The sequence below is a fragment of the Nonomuraea endophytica genome (assembly GCF_014203235.1).
Lineage (GTDB): Bacteria > Actinomycetota > Actinomycetes > Streptosporangiales > Streptosporangiaceae > Nonomuraea > Nonomuraea endophytica.
Map to the genome: position 1 here is coordinate 25,225 of NZ_JACHIN010000009.1, position 21,121 is coordinate 46,345.

Annotated in this window: 23 protein-coding genes and 1 tRNA gene; 15 read left to right on the top strand and 9 right to left on the bottom strand. The window is 69.6% G+C overall.

Annotated features, from left to right (window positions below; all coding sequences use genetic code 11):
- The first annotated feature begins 5 nt into the window (after positions 1 to 5).
- The 7 genes from galU to HNR40_RS30625 all read left to right on the top strand — a co-directional run bounded on the left by galU (position 6) and on the right by HNR40_RS30625 (position 4,569).
- The gene (galU, locus tag HNR40_RS30595) at positions 6 to 908 is read left to right on the top strand and encodes a UTP--glucose-1-phosphate uridylyltransferase GalU (protein WP_184967425.1); all 903 of its coding nucleotides are present in this window, start codon (positions 6 to 8) and stop codon (positions 906 to 908) included.
- A complete protein-coding gene (gene glp, locus HNR40_RS30600; RefSeq protein WP_184967426.1) occupies positions 895 to 2,082 on the top strand; it encodes a molybdotransferase-like divisome protein Glp in 1,188 nt (395 codons plus the stop codon). The genes galU and glp overlap by 14 nt, the downstream gene beginning before the upstream one ends.
- Positions 2,079 to 2,546: a cyclic pyranopterin monophosphate synthase MoaC gene (gene moaC, locus HNR40_RS30605; protein ID WP_184967428.1), complete on the top strand. Its 468-nt coding sequence runs from the start codon at positions 2,079 to 2,081 to the stop codon at positions 2,544 to 2,546. The genes glp and moaC overlap by 4 nt, the downstream gene beginning before the upstream one ends.
- Positions 2,546 to 3,019 carry a MogA/MoaB family molybdenum cofactor biosynthesis protein gene (locus tag HNR40_RS30610; RefSeq protein ID WP_184968082.1) on the top strand — a complete coding sequence of 158 codons (474 nt, stop codon included), beginning with the start codon at positions 2,546 to 2,548 and terminating at the stop codon, positions 3,017 to 3,019. Before moaC ends, HNR40_RS30610 begins: the two co-directional genes overlap by 1 nt.
- 40 nt (positions 3,020 to 3,059) lie before the next feature.
- Positions 3,060 to 3,704 carry a GNAT family N-acetyltransferase gene (locus HNR40_RS30615; RefSeq protein ID WP_184967430.1) on the top strand — a complete coding sequence of 215 codons (645 nt, stop codon included), beginning with the start codon at positions 3,060 to 3,062 and terminating at the stop codon, positions 3,702 to 3,704.
- Positions 3,705 to 3,840: 136 nt separating this feature from the next.
- Complete coding sequence (gene sepX, locus HNR40_RS30620) at positions 3,841 to 4,443, top strand: divisome protein SepX/GlpR (RefSeq protein ID WP_184967432.1); 603 nt, start codon at positions 3,841 to 3,843, stop codon at positions 4,441 to 4,443.
- 49 nt (positions 4,444 to 4,492) lie between these two features.
- Positions 4,493 to 4,569, top strand: a tRNA-Ala gene (locus HNR40_RS30625).
- A gap of 170 nt (positions 4,570 to 4,739) precedes the next feature.
- On the opposite strand, the gene HNR40_RS30630 is transcribed toward HNR40_RS30625, so the two are convergent.
- The 3 genes from HNR40_RS30630 to HNR40_RS30640 form a co-directional block, all read right to left on the bottom strand.
- Positions 4,740 to 5,120, bottom strand: a complete 381-nt coding sequence (locus tag HNR40_RS30630; protein WP_221341047.1) for a nuclear transport factor 2-like protein — start codon at positions 5,118 to 5,120, stop codon at positions 4,740 to 4,742.
- Positions 5,117 to 5,668, bottom strand: a complete 552-nt coding sequence (locus tag HNR40_RS30635) for a MarR family winged helix-turn-helix transcriptional regulator (protein WP_184967434.1) — start codon at positions 5,666 to 5,668, stop codon at positions 5,117 to 5,119. Before HNR40_RS30635 ends, HNR40_RS30630 begins: the two co-directional genes overlap by 4 nt.
- 128 nt (positions 5,669 to 5,796) lie before the next feature.
- Positions 5,797 to 5,958, bottom strand: coding sequence for a hypothetical protein (locus HNR40_RS30640; RefSeq protein WP_184967436.1), 162 nt, complete (start codon positions 5,956 to 5,958; stop codon positions 5,797 to 5,799).
- Between the two features lie 27 nt (positions 5,959 to 5,985).
- On the opposite strand from HNR40_RS30640, the gene HNR40_RS30645 reads away from it, so the two are divergent.
- Positions 5,986 to 6,138: a hypothetical protein gene (locus tag HNR40_RS30645; protein WP_184967437.1), complete on the top strand. Its 153-nt coding sequence runs from the start codon at positions 5,986 to 5,988 to the stop codon at positions 6,136 to 6,138.
- Positions 6,139 to 6,210: 72 nt separating this feature from the next.
- Positions 6,211 to 6,819, top strand: coding sequence for a dihydrofolate reductase family protein (locus HNR40_RS30650; RefSeq protein ID WP_184967438.1), 609 nt, complete (start codon positions 6,211 to 6,213; stop codon positions 6,817 to 6,819).
- A gap of 182 nt (positions 6,820 to 7,001) precedes the next feature.
- On the opposite strand, the gene HNR40_RS30655 is transcribed toward HNR40_RS30650, so the two are convergent.
- Positions 7,002 to 7,766, bottom strand: coding sequence for an acyl-CoA thioester hydrolase/BAAT C-terminal domain-containing protein (locus HNR40_RS30655; RefSeq protein ID WP_221341048.1), 765 nt, complete (start codon positions 7,764 to 7,766; stop codon positions 7,002 to 7,004).
- 60 nt (positions 7,767 to 7,826) lie between these two features.
- Between HNR40_RS30655 and HNR40_RS30660 the strand changes: the two genes are divergently transcribed.
- The gene (locus HNR40_RS30660; RefSeq protein WP_184967440.1) at positions 7,827 to 8,924 is read left to right on the top strand and encodes a winged helix DNA-binding domain-containing protein; all 1,098 of its coding nucleotides are present in this window, start codon (positions 7,827 to 7,829) and stop codon (positions 8,922 to 8,924) included.
- Here HNR40_RS30660 and HNR40_RS30665 read toward each other — a convergent pair.
- Both HNR40_RS30665 and HNR40_RS30670 read right to left on the bottom strand, forming a co-directional pair.
- Positions 8,911 to 10,092, bottom strand: coding sequence for a hypothetical protein (locus HNR40_RS30665; RefSeq protein WP_246509664.1), 1,182 nt, complete (start codon positions 10,090 to 10,092; stop codon positions 8,911 to 8,913). The genes HNR40_RS30660 and HNR40_RS30665 overlap by 14 nt on opposite strands.
- A 114-nt stretch (positions 10,093 to 10,206) precedes the next feature.
- On the bottom strand, positions 10,207 to 11,823 hold the full coding sequence (locus HNR40_RS30670; protein WP_184967441.1) for a dolichyl-phosphate-mannose--protein mannosyltransferase: 1,617 nt from the start codon (positions 11,821 to 11,823) through the stop codon (positions 10,207 to 10,209).
- A 78-nt stretch (positions 11,824 to 11,901) separates the two neighbouring features.
- Here HNR40_RS30670 and rsmI point away from each other — a divergent pair, with 78 nt between their 5' ends.
- Complete coding sequence (gene rsmI / locus HNR40_RS30675) at positions 11,902 to 12,750, top strand: 16S rRNA (cytidine(1402)-2'-O)-methyltransferase (RefSeq protein WP_184967442.1); 849 nt, start codon at positions 11,902 to 11,904, stop codon at positions 12,748 to 12,750.
- A gap of 52 nt (positions 12,751 to 12,802) precedes the next feature.
- The gene (locus HNR40_RS30680) at positions 12,803 to 14,332 is read left to right on the top strand and encodes a dolichyl-phosphate-mannose--protein mannosyltransferase (protein ID WP_184967444.1); all 1,530 of its coding nucleotides are present in this window, start codon (positions 12,803 to 12,805) and stop codon (positions 14,330 to 14,332) included.
- Here the strand turns inward: HNR40_RS30680 and HNR40_RS30685 are convergent.
- The gene (locus HNR40_RS30685) at positions 14,283 to 15,803 is read right to left on the bottom strand and encodes a hypothetical protein (RefSeq protein WP_184967446.1); all 1,521 of its coding nucleotides are present in this window, start codon (positions 15,801 to 15,803) and stop codon (positions 14,283 to 14,285) included. The two genes, HNR40_RS30680 and HNR40_RS30685, sit on opposite strands and share 50 nt — an antisense overlap.
- A 100-nt stretch (positions 15,804 to 15,903) precedes the next feature.
- Here HNR40_RS30685 and HNR40_RS30690 point away from each other — a divergent pair, with 100 nt between their 5' ends.
- The 3 genes from HNR40_RS30690 to HNR40_RS30700 all read left to right on the top strand — a co-directional run bounded on the left by HNR40_RS30690 (position 15,904) and on the right by HNR40_RS30700 (position 19,249).
- Positions 15,904 to 17,127, top strand: coding sequence for a glycosyltransferase family 2 protein (locus tag HNR40_RS30690; protein WP_184968088.1), 1,224 nt, complete (start codon positions 15,904 to 15,906; stop codon positions 17,125 to 17,127).
- Between the two features lie 227 nt (positions 17,128 to 17,354).
- Positions 17,355 to 18,047 carry a two-component system response regulator CseB gene (gene cseB / locus HNR40_RS30695; protein ID WP_184967448.1) on the top strand — a complete coding sequence of 231 codons (693 nt, stop codon included), beginning with the start codon at positions 17,355 to 17,357 and terminating at the stop codon, positions 18,045 to 18,047.
- Complete coding sequence (locus HNR40_RS30700) at positions 18,044 to 19,249, top strand: sensor histidine kinase (RefSeq protein WP_184967450.1); 1,206 nt, start codon at positions 18,044 to 18,046, stop codon at positions 19,247 to 19,249. Before cseB ends, HNR40_RS30700 begins: the two co-directional genes overlap by 4 nt.
- Positions 19,250 to 19,251: 2 nt before the next feature.
- On the opposite strand, the gene HNR40_RS30705 is transcribed toward HNR40_RS30700, so the two are convergent.
- Together HNR40_RS30705 and HNR40_RS30710 are read right to left on the bottom strand one after the other, a co-directional pair.
- Complete coding sequence (locus HNR40_RS30705; protein ID WP_184967452.1) at positions 19,252 to 20,415, bottom strand: Cmx/CmrA family chloramphenicol efflux MFS transporter; 1,164 nt, start codon at positions 20,413 to 20,415, stop codon at positions 19,252 to 19,254.
- A 63-nt stretch (positions 20,416 to 20,478) separates the two neighbouring features.
- Positions 20,479 to 21,051 (bottom strand): TetR/AcrR family transcriptional regulator, encoded by a 573-nt coding sequence (locus HNR40_RS30710; RefSeq protein WP_184967454.1) that lies wholly within the window; start codon positions 21,049 to 21,051, stop codon positions 20,479 to 20,481.
- Between the last annotated feature and the right edge of the window lie 70 nt (positions 21,052 to 21,121).

Sequence of the window (21,121 nt, forward strand, 5' to 3'; positions counted from 1 at the left end):
TACTCATGGCTGACTTCGACCCTGTGACGAAAGCCGTCGTGCCCGCCGCGGGTCTGGGCACCCGGTTCCTCCCGGCGACCAAGGCGACACCCAAAGAGATGCTGCCCATCGTCGACAAGCCCGCGATCCAGTATGTCGTTGAGGAGGCCGCCTCCGCCGGGCTCCTCGACGTCCTCATGGTCACGGGGAAGAACAAGCGGTCGATCGAGGATCACTTCGACCGCGCCTTCGAACTGGAGGAGGTGCTCGAAGCCAAAGGCGACGAGCACAAGCTGTCCCAGGTCCGCGAACCCGCCGCGCTGGCGACCCTGCACTACGTACGGCAGGGCCAGCCGAAGGGGCTCGGCCACGCCGTGCTCTGCGCCAAGCAGCACGTCGGCGACCACCCCTTCGCCTGCCTGCTGGGCGACGATCTGATCGACTACCGTGACGAGCTGCTCAAACGCATGATCGAGGTGCGCGGCACCTATGGCGGCAGCGTGATCGCGCTCATGGAGGTCCCCAAGGAGCAGGTCTCCCTCTACGGCGTCGCCACCATCCAGGCCACCGGCGAGGACGACGTGGTCAGGGTGACCGACCTGGTCGAGAAGCCCCCGGTCGAGGAGGCGCCGTCCAACTGGGCGATCATCGGCCGCTACGTCATCGACCCGGCCGTCTTCGAGGTGCTGGAGAACACCCCGCCCGGCCGCGGCGGCGAGATCCAGCTGACCGACGCCCTGCGCACGCTGGCCGGGCGGTCGGGCTCGGAGGGCGGGCCGGTGCACGGCGTGCTGTTCCGCGGGCGCCGCTACGACACCGGCGACAAGCTCGACTATCTGCGCACCGTGGTGAAGTTCGCCGCCGACCGCCCCGACCTGGCCCCCGAGTTCGTTCCGTGGTTGCGGGAGTTCCTTCGTGAAATCGGTTGACGCGCACCTGGCCGAGATCCTGGCCACGGTGCGTACGCTGGCGCCGCTCGAGCTCGAGCTCGAGCGGTCGCTGGGCACCACGCTGGCCGAGGAGGTCAGCTCCCCGGTGCCGTTGCCGCCGTTCGACAACTCGGCCATGGACGGCTATGCCGTACGCGCGGCCGACCTCGCGGCGGTTCCCGTCACGTTGCCGGTGATCGACGACGTGGCGGCCGGATCCGACGAGCTGCGTGCCGTCGGCCCCGGGCACGCGGTGCGCATCATGACCGGTGCGCCCGTTCCGGCCGGCGCCGACACCGTCGTGCCGGTGGAGTGGACCGACGGCGGCACCGTCACGGTCACGATCAACCAGGCCGCGCCCACGGGCAACGCCATCCGCCGGGCCGGTGAGGACGTGCTGGCCGGCGAGGTCGTGCTCCGCCCCGGCACGGTGATCGGCCCGGCCCAGCTCGGCATCGTGGCCGGCGTCGGCCGCCGCCGGGTGTGGGTGCGCCCGCGCCCGCGCGTGGTCGTGCTCTCCACCGGCGCCGAACTCGTCGAACCCGGACTCCCGCTCGGCCCCGGCCAGATCTGGGACTCCAACAGCTTCACCCTCACCGCCGCCGTCCGCGAGAGCGGCGGCGACGGCTACCGCGCCGCGACCGTGGGCGACGACCCGGCCAAGTTCCTGGAGCAGCTCGACGCCCAGCTGGTGCGTGCCGACGCCATCATCACCAGCGGCGGCGTCTCGATGGGCGCCTACGAGCCGGTCAAGGAGGCGCTCGCGCCGCTCGGCACGGTCCGCTTCGAGAAGGTCGCGATGCAGCCGGGCATGCCGCAGGGTTTCGGCGTGGTCGGCGAGGATCAGGTGCCGATCTTCGCGCTGCCCGGCAATCCGGTCTCGTCCTTCGTCTCCTTCATGTTGTTCGTACGGCCGGCGCTGCGGAAGATGCGCGGACTGCCGGCCGGGGCCCCGGAGACGTTGACGGCTCATGTCGCCGGGTCGCTGCGTTCGCCCGCGGGCCGGCGTTCCTACCTGCGCGGCGTGCTGTCGGATGACGGCACCGTGACGCCGGTACGCGGCCAGGGTTCCCACCAGCTCGCGGCGCTGGCCTCGGCCAACGCCCTCATCCTGGTGCCCGAGGACGTCACCGACGTACCGGCGGGCGCTTCTGTGCAGGTGATCAGACTGTGAGCTTCACCCATCTCGACGAGTCCGGCGCCGCCCGCATGGTCGACGTCTCCGCCAAGAACGTCGGCGCGCGCACCGCCACCGCGACCGGCCGCGTGCTGCTGTCGGAAGAGGCCGTGGCGCTGCTGCGCTCCGGCGAGGTGCCGAAGGGCGACGCGCTGGGCGTGGCCAGGATCGCCGGCATCATGGGCGCCAAGCGCACGCCCGACCTCATCCCGCTGTGCCATCCGATCGCGCTGCACGGGGTGAAGGTCACGCTCGACATCGTCGACGAGGGCGTGGACATCACCTGCGTCGTCAAGACGGCCGACCGCACGGGCGTGGAGATGGAGGCGCTCACCGCGGTGTCGGTGGCGGCGCTGGCGTTGATCGACATGGTGAAGGCGGTCGACCCGGCCGCGGTGATCACCGATGTGCGGGTGGAGGAGAAGACCGGCGGCAAGACCGGCCATTGGACGCGGCCGTGATCCGCGCATTGGTGATCACGGTCTCCAACCGCGCCTCCGCCGGGATTTACGCCGACAAATCCGGACCTCTTCTGGTTTCGCTGCTGGGTGAGGCGGGCTGCGAAGTGGACGGCCCTGTGGTGGTTCCCGACGGCGATCCGGTCGAGGCCGCGCTGCGCGACGGCATCGCGGGCGGATACGAAGTGATCATCACTACCGGCGGCACCGGGCTGACGCCAATGGATCTCACTCCGGAAATGACCGCCCGGGTAATTTCCCGGGAAATTCCGGGTATCGCGGAGGCCATCCGGCAGGCGAATCGCGAAAAAGTGCCGACCTCGATTCTGTCGCGGGGTCTGGCCGGTCAGGCGGGCGACACCCTCATCGTCAACCTGCCCGGCTCCAGCGGTGGCGTGCGTGACGGCGTTGCCGTACTCGCGCCCATCCTTCGGCACGCGGTCGAGCAGATCCGCGGCGGCGACCACCCGCGCTGATGCGTGGCGACATGACGTCCGATGGGGGGATGATGAGGGTGTGGATCGACTTCGTGGCTGGCCGGCGACGCTGAGCGAAGGGCCAGTGGGTCTGCGGCCGTTGCGGCTGGGAGACGTACGGGTGTGGCGCGAGACGCGGCTGCGCAACGCCGAATGGCTGCGCCCGTGGGAGCCGAGCAATCCGGAGACGCCGCTGTTCAGGACCGGTCTCGGGCCGTACGTGTCCATGGTCGGCACGCTGCGCAGAGAAGCCAGGCAAGGCATGGCGCTGCCCTGGGTCGTCACCTACCAGGGGCGATTCGCCGGACAACTCACCATCGGCGCGATCGTGTGGGGATCCGCCCGTTCCGCGCAGGTCGGCTACTGGGTCGACGGCGCGCTCGCCGGGCGCGGCATCACGCCGACGGCGCTCGCCCTGGCCGTCGACCACTGCTTCTTCACCACCGGACTGCACCGCATCGAAGCCAACATCCGGCCCGAGAATCACGCGAGCAGAAGAGTGGTTGAGAAGCTCGGTTTCAGGGAAGAAGGCATTCGGCGTCGCCAACTCCACATCGACGGAGCCTGGCGCGACCACATCTGCTACGCGTTGACCGTCGAGGACGTTCCCGGCGGTCTACTCGTGCAGTGGCGTCGCGCGCGTGAGTCAGCGGCTCACGGTGGGTCTCCGGTAGAAGAGGTTTGACGATCTCGCGACACACCGCATCGAATGCTCGTCAATTAGTGACACGCGGTCTTACGGTGCGTGACGTGAGCACATCGAAGACGCCAAGAACGCACAGGCGTTTTCATGCTGCCCTTAATCGTGTCCGGAGGTGGTCGTGAGCAGCGTCCTCCTCTATCTCGCCATCGTCGTCATGTGGTTGTGCGTCCTTGTCCCGATGTGGTTGCGCAGGGACAAGACCAACCTCGCCGAGCTGGCCGAGCTCGAAGAGGAGTACTACACGGGCGAGCACCAGCTGCCGGACCTGGAGCAGGTGCAGGGCGCCTCGTTGATGGACCAGCCGGACACCGGCGAATACTCCATCGAGGAACCCGCCGCGCCCGTCGTGGACCCTCGGCAGTTCCGCGCGCGGCGGCGGGCGATCATCGTGGCCCGGCGGCGGCGGTTGCTGTTCTTCACGTCGTTGCTGGTGATCGCGTCGTTGGTGACGGCTGCGGTGCAGATGATGCCGTGGTGGGGGGTTGCTCCCTCTGTGGTGGTGATGGCGGCTTATCTGGGGTTCCTGCGCATCGCCGTACAGGTGGATCAGGAACGACGGCGGCGCGCCGCCCAGTCCCGCGCCGAACGGCGGCGCCGGGTGCGGGAGCAGCGGCGGCTGGAGGCCGAGCGCGAAGCCGAGATCATCGAGTTCACCGCGAGGCAGCCGGACGTCCTGTTCGACCAGTACGCGGAACCGCCTCGGCGGGCGGTCGGGGACTGAATGTGTGGCGCGAGGACCCCTGGGAGTTTGCTAATCTGGTCGAGTCCTTGGGGATGTAGCGCAGTCCGGTAGCGCACTTCGTTCGCATCGAAGGGGTCAGGGGTTCGAATCCCCTCATCTCCACCAGGTCAGAAGGGGTTTCGGAGTTTTCCGGAGCCCCTTTTGTGTGTCTGAGAGGTCTCGCTCGGACCCTTCTGGTTGTGCCGACTGTCGTCGAAGAGATCATTGGTCGGTGTCCGACGACGGGGCCGTGGAGGTTCGCAGGTTGGGGAGTGGGTTCTTGTCGTGTGAGGACCTCACGGGTCGATCTGGGCCTTCATCGACTGCCAGGGGGAGGCGTCGAACAGCAGCATGATCGCTACGATCTTGCCGCTGGCCAGGCGGAAGTGTTCGGCGGTGCGCTGCGTGCCGGCCGGGGTGGCGGTGTGCACGTCGTAGACGAGCGTGGCCTCGGTCTCGCCGTAGAGCTCGCTGATGAGCTCGACTCCGGTCACGATCGACACGAAGCCCGGCAATGTCGCTAGATGTCCCGTTCGGTCGGTGGAGTCGATGAACGGGCTTTCGAATCGGAACGGCTCTCCCAGGTGCGCCGCGGCCGCGGGCACGTCGCCGCGGAAGCGGGCCTCGTGATAGCCGCGTACGGCCTGGCGGGTCTGGTCCTGCGCTGACAGGGTCACGGCTGAGATCCGATCTGGCGGAGGTGGTCGGCGAGGCGGTGCTGGTTGGTGGCCAGCCGCAGACACAGGTCGCGGAAGGTGAGGAGGTCCTCCGGAGTGAAGCCCTGGAACATCGCCCGCATCGCGAGTTGCGAGGGTTTGCGGAAGGCCTCGATCCACGCCTGCCCGGCAGGTGTGATCTCGACCAGCACGGACCGTCGGTCCTCGGGGTCGGGGACGCGGCGGACCAGCCCATCGCGCTCCAACGTGTCCACCAAGCCGGTGACGTTGCGGGAGCTGACTCCGCCGGCGCGGGCGAGATCACCGATGCTGATGCCCCGGTCGGTCGTGCTGAGCCGGATCAGTACATCCAGGGCGCCCGCGCTGATGCCTCTGCCTTCGGAGCCGTGCGCGCGCATGCGTTCGATGGCGTGAGAGGCGCTGCGGACGGCGGCGCCTGCCTCGAAAGCGAGCAGGTCGCCGTTGGCGAACCGGGTCATCGCCGCCCTGACTCGCGGATCGTAGAGGAAGCCGTCCGGATCATGTTCGTAAGTATGTACGTCCTTCATAGTAAGCAAGGAGACTAGTACGTACTTCCAGACTTGACAATGGGTGGAGGCGGATTCAGTGCGGGAGCTTCCACCGCCTGCCCTGTTGGCAGGTCGGCTGCGTGGAGATCGCGTCTGTTCCGGGCCCATCACCAGGCGGGGGCCGGGCAGCGGGCGCAGGCCGTTGACGGGGAGCAGGGCGAGGTCCACCGGCGGGCGGGTGGCGGGTCGGTGAGTACGGCGTGGCCGTCCAGCTCCAGCAGACCACAGGAGTTGACCACGCGGGTGAGCGCGATCGATGGCTTGATCATGCCGTGAGCGTGCAGGTTTATGGACGCATGAAGTCCAGCATCGGGGAGCTGGCACACCGGTTCGGGCACGCGCTGGCCTGTCCGCACAGCTTCGCCGAGTGTGAGCACGCTCGCGACCGGATCGCGGCCCGGATCCCGCCCGCGCCCGGTTCGACGGTGGTGGGCGTAGGGGAATCGTAGGGAGAGCTTAAGGCGGTCCCGGCAGGCTGTGGGCACAGACAGAGAGCGGCGAGAAACAGAGGGAGCGGGAACATGGCTAGCAAGCTGATCGTCGGGACGTTCGTGTCGCTGGACGGTGTCATGCAGGGGCCCGGTGGGGCGACCGAGGATGAGTCCAACGGGTTCACCCGGGGTGGGTGGTTGCCGGCCCATGTCGACCAGGACTTCAACGAGATCATGGGGGATGTTCTCGAGCGGGCGGACGGGATGCTGCTGGGGCGGAAGTCCTACGACATTCTTGCCTCTTACTGGCCGAACGTGTCGGACGAGGACGGCGGGGCCAAGATCAACAGCATGGCCAAGTACGTCACCACTCGCTCGCCCAAGGACGTCGACTGGAGCAACAGCCACGTGCTTCAGGGGGAAGCGGCGCAGACGGTGGCTGAGCTCAAGAAGAGCACCGACGGGGTGATTCTGGTGCAGGGGAGCAGTGACCTGCTGCGGACGCTCCAGGAGGCTGAGCTGGTGGACGAGTATCACCTGCTGGTCTTCCCCGTGGTGGTCGGTGAGGGGAAGCGGCTGTTCTCCGAGGGGACGGTGCCCGCCGGGCTCAAGCTGGCCGGGTCGCGGGTGACCAGCACCGGGGTGGTGCATCTGGTGTACGAGTGGGCCGGGGCGCCGGTCTACGGGACGGTCGCGTAGCCGGGAATGTTCTTGGCAGGGCGGTCGTTACACAACCCGTAGCCGGTGTGTCCAGTGTCCCAGGGCCTCACCTACCGCCTTCGCGGATTACCGTTCGGCTGGAGCCGCGTTGTGCATTTCGCCGATAGGCGACCTGCGCACCGTCTACTGAAGAAGGGCCCACGCAATGCGTGGGCCCTTCTTCATGTCTGGCCGCGAAGTGCTCCGAGGATCTCGGGCCAGGCCTTTCTCCCGAGTTCGGCGTCGGTGCGGGGGGCTCCGCCGTACACGTAGGAGTCGGACGGCGCGGGGGCGGGCTCGCCGGGGAGGCGCGGGCGGTGGCCGCCCTGCGGGTGGGAGACGAGGCGGACGTCGCGACGTCGCGCCAGGGCGTGCGCGAACGTCAGGGACGGCCACATCTGGTCGTCGCCCCCGGCCACGAGGACCACGTCGGCGCGGGAGCGTTCCAGGGGGATGGCGGACTCGGCGGGAGCCGTCGCGAGGCCGCGTTCGTAGAAGGTACGGAACGAGGTGGGCGGGCCGTCGGTCGGCCATTCGGGCGGACAGGGGGCGAAGGGGAGCGGGCGGCCGCGCCAGGTCCACGAGGAGCGGTACGGCTCCGCCCCGAAACCGGCCCAGACCACCGAGGACGGCGACAGCGCGACGACGGCCTCCACACGGGGTTCCAAGCAGGCGAGGGAGAGAGCCGCCTCGGCGCCCTTGGACAGCCCGAGGACGGTCAGCCGCCGCGCGCCCGCCTCGGCGAGCAGATCCAGCCCGGCGACGAAGGTCTCCAGCGGAATCTCCCGGATTCCCGGCGTCTGTCCCGGGCCGCCGAACCAGCGGATCGACAGAGCCGTCAGACCGTGTGCGGCCAGCAGGTCGCATCGGGCGGAGTCGATCCGGCCGCTGGATCCGGCCAGGACGAGGACGCCGACCTCGCCCGCACCGGCCAGGTGACTTTCCATGGTCATGGATCTTATGAGGTGGATAGTGTCGGTTCGGGCAGAGAGGACGCGGGCGGGGTCATGAACGTCGAACGAGAGCAGGTCATCGCCTTCCGGCTGCGCCGGCACCAGCTGGACGAGCGGGGCACGCTGGCAGGTGCCGCGGTCACGGCGCCGCAGAACACGCCGCCGGGTTCGGCGGAGCTCGCGTTGCGGGCCAGGGCCGAGGTGAGCGCAGCGGAGGTGGGAGCGGCGATCGCCAAGCGGCGCACTCTGGTTCAGACGTGGAGCCTGCGGGGTTCGCCGTGTCTGGTGAGCAGTGCGGAGTTGCCGCTGTTCACCCGTGGGCTGCTACCCGATGACGAGGAGTCGTGGCGGGCGCAGATGGCCGGGTTCCTGCCGATGCTCGATCAGATGGGCAGGAGCGCCAGCGCGACGATGGAGCGGGTGATCGAGGCCACCAGGGACGCGCTGGACGGGCGTACGCTCACCAAGCGGGAGCTGGGCAGCGCGCTGGCTCCTCGGCTGCCGGCGGAGTTCGCGCCGTGGATGGAGCCGGACATGTTCTCGTCGTTCAGCGCCATTCTCACCCGGGCGGCGTCGTTGACGGGGGAGTTCGCGATCGCGCCGCGGGTGGGCAACGAGGCGTCGCTGATGCGGGTGGATCAGTGGCTGGCCGGGGTGCCGGTGGACAAGGACGCGCGGGCCGGGCTGGTGCGGCGGTATCTGCGGCTCTACGGGCCCAGTACGGCTGATGACTTCGCCGCCTGGGCTGGGGTCAGCGTCCACTACGCGGCGCGTTCGTGGGCGAGGGTCGCGGGGGAGACGGCCGCGGTGGGCGCGGGGTTCGTGCTGGGTGAGGATCTGGCCGAGCTCAAGGCGGCCGAGCGGCCCAAGGGGATGCGGTTGCTGCCGCCCTATGAGCCGTTTCTGCAGATGCGTGATCGGGGCACGCTGGCGCCCGACCCGGGGCTGCGGCCGAGGATCTGGAGGAAGACCGGCAACCCCGGGGTGATCCTGCTGGACGGCGAGCTGGCGGGGATGTGGCGGCAGCAGAAGAAGGGCGGCAAGCTGGTGATCACGGTCGAGGGGAAGGCCGATCGGGACACGGTCGCGGCCGAGGCCGCGCCCTATGCCGAGTTCCGGGGGTGCTCGGAGGTTGAGGTCATCCTGGGCTGACGTACTGGCGGGGGCGGAGCGCGTGCGACCGTAGTGCGGCCAGGGCGGCCAGGTGGCCGGTGGGCGTCAGCCGTACCACCAACTCGTCGCCGAAGGCGAGGTCGAGCGCGGTGAGCTGTCCGACGAGGTCGGACAGCGGGCGGGAGATGTCCTCGCGGCCGGTGGCCGGGTGCCAGCCCTCGCCGCCGACGATCTCGGCCACGCGGGTGTTCAGCTCCAGCGGGGACATCACGCTGCCGTCGGCGAGCAGCATGAGCGCGGCCTCACGCACCGAGAGGTCGAACTCGTGGTCCACGCGGGAGAGCAGCAGCCCGGTGGCGGTCGCCCACATCTGCTCCGGTGAGCGCAGCAGGCGCCGGCCCTCCTCGGTGATGGTCAGCTTGGAGCCGTCCCGCAGCAGCGCTCCGAGGTCGTGCTCGGCCACCTCGCGCAGGCGCAGCGCCTCCGGAGACGGAGCCAGGCGGAGCGGGAGGCTTTCCGACGAGGCCAGCGTGAGCAGCCGGTGCAGGGCGGGCAGCGGCTGGTGGGGGATGGGGGCATGCAGGCGTACCTCGAACGGCTGGGCCAGCTCGCGCCTGGCCGGGCCGCGGCCCAGGACCCAGCGGTTGAGGCGCTCGCCGTGCACGCGGTTGAGCCAGCTGTCGCCGCCGAGTTCGGCGCGCGGCTCGGTGAGCCAGCGGCGGGTGAGCGCGACGCGGTCGATCTCCTCGCCGGACAGGATGGCCAGTTCGAGCGCGGCGGAGCAGGCCACGTGGGCGCCCAGCTCCTCCGGCCCCATGATCATGCTCCAGCGCAGGTCGGGCACGTCGGGAGGGAGCACGCCCGTGGCTTCGAGCGCCTCCTGGTAGGCGGTGGTGCCGGCGTCCTCGCCGTCGCGGGCGTAGGTGCGCAGGATCTGGGTGGTCGTGGGGGAGTCGCACAGGGCGGCGTAGCGCTCCAGGCCGCCGAGGGCCAGGAGTCTGCCGAGCGAGCGGGCCAGCCGCTCGTGGTCGCCGCCCACCTTCAGCGGAAGCGTGTACCAGAGAAACTCGCATACATCGAGCTGGGTCACCGTCTCCAACGGCTCCCCGCCCGTCAGCCACTCGACTGCGGTCCTGGCATCTTCGGCCAGGTCCGGCTCGGAGCGCTCCATCTCCGTGAGAAGCGCTGTGACATCCGGTGCACTCATGCCTCGAAGTTTGCCGTATGGACCCCAGGCCTGACGATGACCGAATCCGGTGCGTATTGGGTCTTGCACAGTGGCTACCCTATGAATTCATCCTATTGCGGCTTGTGATGCGGGTCAGATCCAGCGTTTGTCGAAGAGCATGCGTGCCTTCCACTCCGCGTAGGGGATCAGATCGGCGGTCAGGATGGGGTGCAACCACCAGAAATTCACCAGAGCCAGCAGGGCGAACGCGCCGACCGCGGCGGCCCCGACGGTACGCCGCATCGGCAGCGGACTACCCGGAGGCGCCGCTGGGCCGATCAGCAGACCGGCACAGAGCGTGATGGCCAGCACCATGAACGGAATCATAGGGATCGCGTAGAACAGGAACATCGTCCGGTTGTCCGCGATCGCGTAGTAGAACCACGGCAGCCAGCCCACCGCGTACGCCAGAAGCACCGCGCCGGCCCGCCAGTCCCGCGAGGCGACATACCAGGCGATCAACGCCACCAGCGCGGCCAGCGCCCCGAACCAGATCACCGGCGTGCCCACGCCGAGCACCGCCTCCGAGCAGTCCTTGACGCCGCAGCCGGTCTGCTTGCCCTCGTAGTAGAAGGCGACCGGGCGCAGCAGCAGCGGCCACTGCCACGGCTCCGACTGGTAGGGGTGCGTGGACTCCAGGCCGGTGTGGAAGCCGAGCACCTGCACCTGGTAGGCGAACCACGACTTGGCCGAGTCGATGACGAAGTAGAGCGGCCCCGACGAGGTCGCCTGCGCCCAGTTGCGGCCGTAGCCGTCGGCGCTGGCGAACCAGCCCGCCCAGGTGGCGACGTACGTGACCGCGGGCACCAGCGCCACCGCGCCCAGCCAGGTGGGCGCGTCCTTGCTGAAGGCCCCCGCGTACGGCTTGCGCAGCCCGACCGCCCGGCGCGCCCCCATGTCCCAGATCAGGGACATGATCCCGAACGCGATGAGGAAGAAGATGCCCGACCACTTGACCGCGCACGCGGCGCCCAGGCACACACCGGCGGCGATCCGCCACGGCCGCCAGCCCAGCCACGGGCCCTCCGGCGTCATCGGCGAGGTCTCGTACCAGTCGACCAGCCGGCCGCGCATCTTGTCCCGGTCGACCACCAGGCAGGTGAACCCGGCCAGCACCCAGAACATGAGGAAGATGTCCAGCAGTGCGGTGCGCGAGAGCACGAAGTGCAGGCCGTCGAGGGCCAGCAGCAGTCCGGCGAAGCAGCCGAGCAGCGTCGAACGTGTCATCCGGCGTGCCAGTCGGGCGATGACCAGGATCGACAGCGTGCCCACGATGGCGGCGGCGACGCGCCAGCCGTACGGGTTCATGCCGAACAGCCACTCGCCGAAGCCGATCATCCATTTGCCGAGCGGCGGGTGCACGACGTAGGAAGCGCATTTGTCGAGTGCGTCCTGGGTGCATTTCTGCCAGATGTCGGTGTTGCCGGCGAGCAGCGCCTTGTCGGCGTCCTTGATCGCGACCTTCTCGACGCCCCAGGTGATCAGCGAGAAGGAGTCCTTGGCGTAATAGGTCTCGTCGAAGACGACGGCCTTCGGATGGCCGAGGTTGACGAAACGCAGCACCCCGCCGAACACCGCGATCAGAAGCGGGCCCACCCAGCCCCAGAGCACGCTGCCGCCCATCGGCGGGACCAGCCGGTCACGCACCGATCGCGGCTGCGGCTCTTTCGGATCGTCCACGGCCTGGTACTGGAAATCGGTCACGGCCATTCGGACATCGTACGGGCCCCAAGGCGTGGAATAGATAAGAAACACGGTGCAATTGGGGTGCCCTGCGACAATGGCCGGGTGACACAAGACGGCAAGTTGGTGCTGGCAGGAGCCCCGATCGGGCAAGCGGGAGATGTCTCCCCCCGGCTGAGACAGGCGCTCGAGAGCGCGGACGTGATCGCGGCCGAGGACACCAGAAGGCTGCGCAGGCTGGCGCATGACATCGGCGCGGAGATCAGCGGCCGCGTGGTGTCGTACTACGACGCCAACGAGGCCGGGCGCGCCCAGGAGCTCGTCGAAACGCTCAAGGAGGGCCGCACCGTCGTCGTGATCACCGACGCCGGGATGCCGGGCGTGTCCGACCCCGGCTACCGCCTGACGCACCTGGCCGTCGAGGCGGGCGTCACGGTCACCGCGCTGCCCGGCCCGTCCGCGGTCACGACCGCGCTGGCGATCTCCGGGCTGCCCAGCGACCGCTTCTGCTTCGAGGGCTTCCCGCCGCGCAAGGGCGGCGAGCGGGCGCGCCGCCTGGGCGCGCTGGCCACGGAGGAGCGCACGATGGTCTTCTTCGAGGCGCCGCACCGCCTGGCCGGCTCACTGGCCGCGATGGCCGCCGCCTTCGGCGACGACCGCCCCGCCGCCGTCTGCCGCGAGCTCACCAAGACCTATGAGGAGGTACGGCGCGGCGGCCTGGCCGAGCTGGCGGCGTGGGCCGAGGCCGGTGTCAAGGGCGAGATCACGGTCGTCGTGGCCGGTCACACGGCCGAGGCGGGCGGGCAGGACATCGAGGCGCTCGTCGCCGAGGTCGACCGCAGGGCCGAGGCGGGAACCCAGCGTAAGCAGGCCGTCGCGGACGTGGCCAAGGAGGCCGGGATTCCCAAACGAGAGCTGTATGACGCGGTTCACAGGAGATCTCCAACGCCATAGGGTGCGCATCGTGAAGAACTGGGGGGTTTCCGCACAGCGGCTGGTTCCGCCAATGCAGGAAGGCGCATTGTGGGGGTGGCTCGGCCCCGTCCTCGTCGCCGCCTTCGGCGCGATCCTGCGGTTCTTCCGGCTGGGCGAGCCGAAGGCCGTGGTCTTCGACGAGACGTACTACATCAAGGACGCCTTCTCACTCCTCAGGTACGGCGTCGAGCGGACCTTCCTCGGCGACGCCAAGAACCCCATCGCCGACCAGCGCCTGATCACCGGCAACCTGGACATCTTCAAGAAGTGCGCGGAATCGGCTGAGTGCGCCAGCTACGTCGCGCACCCGCCGCTCGGCAAGTGGATGATCGCGGTCGGCGAGTGGATGTTCGGCATGACCCCGTTCGGCTGGCGCTTCATGGCCGCCGTCGTCGGCACGCTGTCCATCCTGATCCTGGCCCGCGTCACCCGCCGGATGACCCGCTCGACGCTGCTGGGCTGCCTGGCCGGGCTCCTGCTGGCGCTGGACGGGCTGCACCTGGTGCTCTCGCGCACCGCGCTGCTGGACATCTTCGTGATGTTCTGGGTGCTGGCCGGGTTCGCCTGCCTGGTGACCGACCGGGACCACGCGCGGCGGCGGCTGGCCGACTGGTACGAGCGCTCGCGGCTGTCGGACCAGGGGCCGCGGCTCGGGAGGCGGCCGTGGCGGCTGGCCGCCGGGATCTGCATGGGCGCGGCCTGCGCGGTCAAGTGGTCGGGGCTGCCGTTCCTGCTGGCGTTCTTCCTGCTGTCGTTCGTGTGGGACATGGGGGCCAGGCGGGCGGTCGGGCTGCGGCAGCCGTACCGGGGAGCCTTCTCGCTTGATCTGGGGCCCGCGATGGCCGCGCTCGCCGCGGCGCCGGCGGCGGTGTTCACGCTCTCGTGGACGGGCTGGTTCGTCTCGGCGCACGGGTGGGGGCGCAACTGGGAACAGGCGACCTCCTCCGGGCCCGTCTTCTTCGTGCTGGACTCGGTGCGGTCGTGGGTGAAGTACCAGCTCCAGGTGCTCGGCTACCACACCGGGCTGGTCGAGGGGCATCCCTACCAGTCGAAGCCGTGGGAGTGGCTGGTGCTCAAGCGGCCCGTCTCCTTCCACTACGAGGGCGACCTGCCGCCGGCCGGGTGCGGGGCCGACAAGTGCTCGCAGGCCGTGCTCGGGGTCGGCACGCCGGCGCTCTGGTACGCGGCGCTGTTCGCGCTCGTCGCGCTCGTCGTCTGGTACGTGGCCACGCGTGACTGGCGGGCCGGGGCGGTGCTACTGGCGTACGCCGCCGGGTGGCTGCCCTGGGTCTACTACTGGCTGGCCGACAAGCGCACCATGTACCTCTTCTACATGGTGCCGCTCGTGCCGTTCATGGCCATGGCGCTCGCGCTGGTCGGCGGGCTGGTGCTCGGCAAGCAGGACGCACCGCCCATGAGACGGGCCGGGGGCGGCGCCGCCGTCGGGGCGTTCACGCTGGTCGTGCTGATCAACTTCTGGTGGCTCTATCCGGTCCTGTCGTCGGAGACGATCACGCACGCTCAGTGGTGGGCTCGGATGCTGATGCGCTCGTGGGTGTGACCTTCCTCTTGACGCCGTTCCGCAGCGTGATCGCCGCCGCCACACACGCGAGGGGTACGGCCGGCAGCACGTACCTGTAGTCGAACTCGGCCGTGGCGGCCGGGGCCAGAAGCAGTCCGAACGCCGCCAGCCAGGGCAGCGCCACCGGGCCGCCCCAGGTGCGCCAGCGGACGGCCACGCCGTACAGGCCGATCAGGAGGATGCCGCCGAGCATGATGCCGCGCAGGTAGAACACCTTCTGGTAGCCGCTCATGATGTCGGCCCACGGGCTGACGATGCGGGTCTCCGGCGGGCCCTGCTCGTAGGAGTAGGCGTCGGTGTCGGTACGGCCCTGCGCATAGGAGGGCCAGGTGGGCAGACGTTTCGGCTTGCCGTTGACGAGCTCGTAATAGGGGCGGAACTCGTACATGTTGTAGGTGGAGGCGTCCGGGAAGCGCGGGCGGCCCCAGTGGAAGGAGCGCAGGAAGTCGCGGCCCACGACCTGGAGATAGTCGCCGGGCTGGGACAGGATCGCGCGCATGGCGAACTTGCTGGCCGCGTCGTTCTTGACCGACTCGAACGTCTTGCCGCCCAGGCGGTGCAGCGGCTGGCCGTACTCGGAGCGCCACAGGTACCACTGCGCGTACTCGGGACGCTGGCTCACCGGCTCCTCGATGCACAGCAGCGCGATGTCGAGTTCCTTGCGCGGATCGATGTTCATCTTCGAGCAGTCGGCGAAGATGGCGGTGCGCATGTAGAGGATGAGCCCGTCGCTGTTGGTCATCGCGAATTTACCGAAATTTGTGGAGAACCACGCCATGTAGCAAATCACCGGAACCGCGCACGCAGTGATCATCGCGACGATCGGCCGCCAGCCCACCCGCTTCACGAGCAGGTACGCCACCACCAGCGCCAGGATCGGCAACCCGATCGAACGCGTCAGCCAGGTCAGCGCCAGCAGCACCCCCACCAGCGCGCCGATCTTCCACGACATCCGCCGGTGCCACAGCACCAGCGTGATCACGCCCACGACCAGCAGCGTGAACATGGCGTCCGACATGATCAGCTGCTCGAGCTGGATCTGGTACGCGTCGAACAGCACCGGCGCGGCCGCCAGCGTCGCGCCCCACGTCGGCAGCCCGAACTTGCGCCGGAGCAGCGCGTAGATCAACACGGCCGTGGCCAGGCCCATGACGTGCTGCGTGAAGGTGACCAGGGCGAAGCTGTGGAACGGCTTCAGCGCCAGCAGCCAGAATCCGTAGCCGTCCGGCCTGATCGGGTGCGGCCTCGGGTGCAGGGCCACAGAGACGTACTCGTAGGAGTCGTTGAACCACATCGCCGGGCCGTACCCGAGCATGGTCACGAGCCGCAGCAACCCGCCCACGGCGAGCGCTGCGGCGAACACCCGATGACGGCGCAGGAACGTGCGCAGACGCGCGGTTCGGCCACGGGCGGAGTCGTCCACTGGGGTTATCTCCGCGACGCTCACCATGGCAACAAGAATGCCAGGCGTTTTTCGGACTTGACCCGAGCATGGGTGGGCAGACGGCATGATGGTGTGCTGGATGTGCCGTGACTGGAAGGGCTACGACGTGGAACTGACGGTGGTCATGCCTTGCCTCAACGAGGCGGAGACCGTGGAAGTCTGTGTCCGCAAAGCACTTGCGTGCATGGAGGAGCACGGGATCGAGGGCGAGGTGCTGATCGCCGACAACGGCAGCACCGACGGTTCCCAGCAACTGGCCAGGGACGCCGGCGCCCGTGTGGTCCACGTTGACGCGAAGGGCTACGGCAACGCGTTGATGGGCGGCATCAGGGCCGCGCGCGGCAAATACGTCATCATGGGCGACGCCGACGACTCCTACGACTTCACCGGCCTGCTGCCCTTCGTCGAGCAGTTGCGCGAGGGCGCCGACCTCGTCATGGGCAACCGGTTCAAGGGCGGCATCGCCCCCGGCGCCATGCCCCCGCTCCACCGCTACCTCGGCAACCCCGTCCTGTCGTTCGTCGGGCGGCTGTTCTTCCCGAGCGCCATCGGCGACTTCCACTGCGGCCTGCGCGGCTTCCGGCGTGAGTCCATCCTCCGCCTCGGCCTGCAGACGGGCGGCATGGAGTTCGCCAGCGAGATGGTCGTCAAGTCCACGCTCCAGGGACTCGACGTGCGCGAGGTCCCGACCACGCTCTCGCCCGACGGCCGCTCCCGCCCGCCGCACCTGCGCTCCTGGCGCGACGGCTGGCGCCACCTGCGCTTCCTGCTCCTCTACAGCCCGAAGTGGCTGTTCTTCATCCCCGGGCTCGCGCTCATGCTCGTCGGCCTGGTCGCCGGCACCGCGCTGACCTTCGGCCCGGTCCGGATCGGCGAACTCGCCTTCGACGTCGACACCCTGGTCGGGGCGTCGGCCATGGTCGTGATCGGCTTCCAGGCGGCGTTGTTCGCGCTGTTCACCAAGGTGTACGCGGCGGAGGAGGGCTTCCTGCCCGAGTCGCCACGGGTCCGCAAGCTCATCAGCATCGTGACCCTGGAAAAGGGCCTCGTGGTCGGTGGACTGCTGGCCCTGGCCGGTCTGATCGGGCTGGTGATGTCGCTGGTGCACTGGCAGGTGCGCAGCTTCGGCGAACTCGACCCGCGCGAGTCCCTGCGCCTCGTGGTGCCGGCGGCCACGGCGTTCATCATGAGCTTCCAGACCATCTTCGCCTCGCTGTTCATCAGCATCCTGGGCATCCGGCGCAGCCGCGAGACCCCGATCGACTACGCGGCCAAGGCCGCCGAGGAAGCCGCCGAAGCGGTCACCCGCGAGGACTCCTCCACCCACTGACAACGCCTTTCACCCCCGCTCAGACGCTCCCGACCTCGCCGCTGCTGGTCGTTGACGGACCAAGAGCGATCGAGACGCCTTGTGGGCTCCGCCGTCCTGGCTGGGTGCGGACCAGCGCTCGGGTGGCGTGCCAACCGCGCTCGACGTCTGATTCACGGCTGATACATGGCCGAGGCGGAGCGGACGTGCGCGTACGGCACCATGGAGGTGTCGACTTAAGGGGTGAAATGTCTGGTTTGCGGGAGGAGGATCCCGTCAGGGTGCTGCTCGTCGAGGACGACGAGGTGATCCGCAAGTCGGTCGCCATGGCGCTGGAGCGCTACGGCTACCGCGTGAGCACCGCCCAGGACGGCCTCACCGGACTGGAGATGTCCCGGGAAGGCGGCCACGACCTGCTGCTTCTTGACGTGATGCTGCCCGGCCTGGACGGCATCGGCCTGTGCAGGAAGGTCAGGGAGACCAGCCTCGCCCCGATCCTGATGATGTCGGCCCGCGGCGACTCGCTCGACGTGGTCTCCGGGCTGGAGGCGGGCGCCGACGACTACGTGGTCAAGCCGGTCGACACCGCCGTGCTCGTGGCGAGGATCCGGTCGCTGCTGCGGCGTGCCGCCCCGGCGCCCGAGTCCGCCGGGGGCGGGGCGCTCGTCTTCGGCGACCTGTCCATCGACCGGGACGGCCTGGAGGTGACCAGGGCCGGGCAGCCGGTCGCGCTGGCCCCCACCGAGCTGCGGCTGCTGCTGGAGTTCGCGGCCAACCCCGGGATCGTCCTGGACCGCCAGACGCTGCTCTCCAACGTCTGGGACTACGGCTGGAACGGCGACAGCCGCGTCGTCGACCTGTGCGTACAGCGCCTGCGCAAGAAGATCGGCGCCGACCGGATCGAGACCGTGCGCGGTTTCGGCTACAAGCTGCGCCGGTGAGGTCGCTTCGCTGGCGGATCGCCGCCCTGGTGGCGCTGGCCTGCTGTGCGGTGGCCGTGGTCATCGGCGTGCTGGTCCACCGGGGCACGCTCGAACGTTCCTTGCAGGTGGGCAGGGAGCGCGCGTACAACGCGCTGACCGAGATGCGGCGGGAGGGGACGGGGCAGGACAAGTCGACCGAGGAGATCCCGCCGCCGCTCCTGTCCCAGATGCTCCTGTCGGACGAACCGGCCTATTGGTTCGACGACCGCAAATCGGAGAGCCCCTGGATGTGGGGCGGGCAGCGGGTGGGCGACCAGTTGCTGACCGTGCAGGTCGACATGGGCGTGCACATGCGGGCATTGGTGGCCTTCGACCGGGACGTCGCGCAGGCCTCGCTCGGCGCGCTGGCCGTGATCGTCCCGCTGTCGTTGCTGCTGGCCGAGCTGCCCAACCGTCGGCTGCGGCGGGTGGCGGGGACCGCGCGGCGCATCGCCGGCGGCGACCTGGACGCCCGCATCGCCGGCCCGGCCCGTCGCGGCGACGAGATCGCCGACATCTCCACGGCCGTCGACTCGATGGCCGACAGCCTCCAGACCCGCCTCCAGAACGAGCAGCGCTTCACCGCCGACGTGGCCCACGAACTGCGCACCCCGCTCATGGGCCTGGTCACCTCCGCCGAGCTGCTGCCGGAGGGGGAGGCGACCGACCTGGTCCGCGACCGGGTGCGCGTGCTGCGCGCTCTCGTGGAGGACCTGCTGGAGATCTCCCGCCTGGACGCGGGCGCCGAGCGCGCCGACCTCAGGCCCGTCGCGCTCGCCGACGTCGTCAGCGCGTCCCTGAAACAGACCGCCCTCCCGGTACGGCTGGCCGCCCCCACCTCGGGCACCTTGGGCACCGCCGAGACCGATCCCCGGCGCCTCGATCGCATCCTCGCCAACCTGGTCATCAACGCCCACCGCCACGGCGGCGCCCCCGTGGAGGTGGCGGTGGACGGCACGACGATCGTCGTCCGCGACCACGGTCCGGGCTTCCCCGCCGACCTGCTGGCCGACGGCCCGCAGCGCTTCCGCACCGGAGCCGCCGAACGCGGCCGGGGGCACGGCCTGGGCCTGACGATCGCCACGGGACAGGCCCGGGTCATCGGCGCCACCCTCACCCTGGCCAACGCCCCGGACGGCGGCGCCGTAGCCACCCTCCGCCTGCCGCCCGCAGGTGGGTGAGCTCAGACGGCGACGGGGACCGCGCGGCGGTGCAGCGCGTGGCCGAGTGCGCCCAGTCCCAGCGCGCCCGCGGCCATCGCTGCGCCCACCCAGCCCACGGACGGGTAGCCGAACCCGGCGCTGATGCCCAGTCCCGCCAGCCAGGGAGCGAGGGTGTTGCCGACGTTGAACGCCGAGACGTTCGTGGACCCGGCCAGCGTCGCGGCGGAGCCGGCCAGGGCGTACACGCGGACGCTGACCGCCGGGTTGGTGGCCATGCCGGCGACGCCCATCAGGAAGATCGTGACGACCATGGCCACCGGGGACGAGGCCAGGAGCGCGACTCCGGCCGAGGTGACGAGCACTCCGGCCATGCCGATGTAGAAGGTGGTGAACGGCCGGGCGTCCGCCGTACGACCGCCGATGGTGATGCCGATGAGGCTGCCGAGCCCGAACAGGGCGAGGACCAGCGAGACCCACCCTTCTGACAGGCCGGTCGTGTCGGTCAGGAGCGCGCCGAGGTAGCCGAAGCTGGCCATCATGGAGCTGAAGCTCAGCGAGACCGCGCCATAGGTGATCCACAGCCGCAGGTTGGCCATGGCCCGCAACTCGTCGCGCAGGCGCGGTACGGCGGCTGCCGCCCGCCCCGCGGGCACCAGGGCGAAGACGCCGGCGAAGGCCAGCGCGGTGAGCACGGCGACGGTCCAGAAGGCGGCGCGCCAGTCGGCGAACTGGCTGATGAGCGTGCCGGCGGGCACACCGAGGACGGTGGACAGCGTGATGCCGCCCACGACGACGGCCAGCGCCCTGGCCCTGGAGCCGACGGGCACCATGTCGGTCGCGGCGACGGCGGCCACGCCGAAGAACCCGGCGTAGACGAAGGCGCCGACGACGCGGGTGGCGAACAGCACCCCGTAGTCGGGCGCGATCGCGCCCACCACGTGCATGGCGACGAAGACGGCGAGAAAGGCCAGCAACGTACGGCGGCGCGGCCACCGCAACGTGAGCGCGGCCAGCAGCGGCGCCCCGATCACCATCCCGATCGCGAACGCCGAGATCAACAGCCCGGCGTCCGGGACGGTGACGCCCAGGTCGGCGGCCATCGCGGGCAACAGTCCGGCGAGCATGAACTCCGAGGTCCCCATGGCGAAGATCGCCAGTCCGAGGACATAGACGGCGAGGGGCATACGTCTCCTTAGTTTTAGATCGATCGATTCAAAATGAGGGCATGCCAAAGAGGTGTGAGGGCGTCAGAACGCGCCGAGCGCCGTCTGGATGACCGCCTGCGCGGCCGCCGGTCCAGCGCCCCCGCGCAGCGAGACCTGGATCCCGCTGATGGTCGCGATGACGAAGTGCGCGAGCGCGGTGGCGTCCCTGTCCGCCGCGAGCTCTCCCGAGATCTTGCCGGCCTCGATCGCCGCTCGCAGCGCCTCAAGGCGCCGCTCGTAGTCGCGCTTGAGCATCGCGGCCACCTCGGCGTCGTGCGGGGCCAGCTCGATCATCGTGTTCACCACCAGGCAGCCACGGGGGATGCCGTCGCGGGGGTCGACGGCCTGGCGCATCAGGGTCCCGATCTTCTCGCGGACCGGCGCCGGGCCCTCCAGCGTCTCGATGATGCCCGCGGTCCTGATGTCCATGTAGTGCCGCAGGGACTTCTTGAACAGGTGGTGTTTGCTGGTGAAGGTGTTGTAGATGCTGCTGCGGCCCAGGCCGGTGGCGGTGCAGAGGTCCTGGGTCGAGGTCGCCTCGTACCCGGCGCCCAGGAACGCGCGCATCGCCGCGTCCACCGCGCGCTCCTCGTCGAACTGCCTCGGTCGTGCCATGGGACCGACGTTAGCACGTTTTGGACTGACCCATCTAATACTCCAGGTGGCGGGAACCCGTAGGCTTAGG

What these genes read in the sequence shown, in the direction of transcription:
- HNR40_RS30645 (WP_184967437.1), top strand. Translation starts at nt 5,986, where the DNA reads ATGAAGTCCAGCATCGGGGAGCTGGCACACCGGTTCGGGCACGCGCTG.
- cseB (WP_184967448.1), top strand. Translation starts at nt 17,355, where the DNA reads ATGTCTGGTTTGCGGGAGGAGGATCCCGTCAGGGTGCTGCTCGTCGAG.
- HNR40_RS30635 (WP_184967434.1), bottom strand. Translation starts at nt 5,668, where the DNA reads ATGAAGGACGTACATACTTACGAACATGATCCGGACGGCTTCCTCTAC.
- HNR40_RS30680 (WP_184967444.1), top strand. Translation starts at nt 12,803, where the DNA reads ATGCAGGAAGGCGCATTGTGGGGGTGGCTCGGCCCCGTCCTCGTCGCC.
- HNR40_RS30660 (WP_184967440.1), top strand. Translation starts at nt 7,827, where the DNA reads ATGAACGTCGAACGAGAGCAGGTCATCGCCTTCCGGCTGCGCCGGCAC.
- HNR40_RS30650 (WP_184967438.1), top strand. Translation starts at nt 6,211, where the DNA reads ATGGCTAGCAAGCTGATCGTCGGGACGTTCGTGTCGCTGGACGGTGTC.
- HNR40_RS30705 (WP_184967452.1), bottom strand. Translation starts at nt 20,415, where the DNA reads ATGCCCCTCGCCGTCTATGTCCTCGGACTGGCGATCTTCGCCATGGGG.
- HNR40_RS30640 (WP_184967436.1), bottom strand. Translation starts at nt 5,958, where the DNA reads ATGATCAAGCCATCGATCGCGCTCACCCGCGTGGTCAACTCCTGTGGT.
- HNR40_RS30655 (WP_221341048.1), bottom strand. Translation starts at nt 7,766, where the DNA reads ATGGAAAGTCACCTGGCCGGTGCGGGCGAGGTCGGCGTCCTCGTCCTG.
- HNR40_RS30665 (WP_246509664.1), bottom strand. Translation starts at nt 10,092, where the DNA reads ATGAGTGCACCGGATGTCACAGCGCTTCTCACGGAGATGGAGCGCTCC.
- HNR40_RS30670 (WP_184967441.1), bottom strand. Translation starts at nt 11,823, where the DNA reads ATGGCCGTGACCGATTTCCAGTACCAGGCCGTGGACGATCCGAAAGAG.
- galU (WP_184967425.1), top strand. Translation starts at nt 6, where the DNA reads ATGGCTGACTTCGACCCTGTGACGAAAGCCGTCGTGCCCGCCGCGGGT.
- HNR40_RS30685 (WP_184967446.1), bottom strand. Translation starts at nt 15,803, where the DNA reads ATGGTGAGCGTCGCGGAGATAACCCCAGTGGACGACTCCGCCCGTGGC.
- HNR40_RS30710 (WP_184967454.1), bottom strand. Translation starts at nt 21,051, where the DNA reads ATGGCACGACCGAGGCAGTTCGACGAGGAGCGCGCGGTGGACGCGGCG.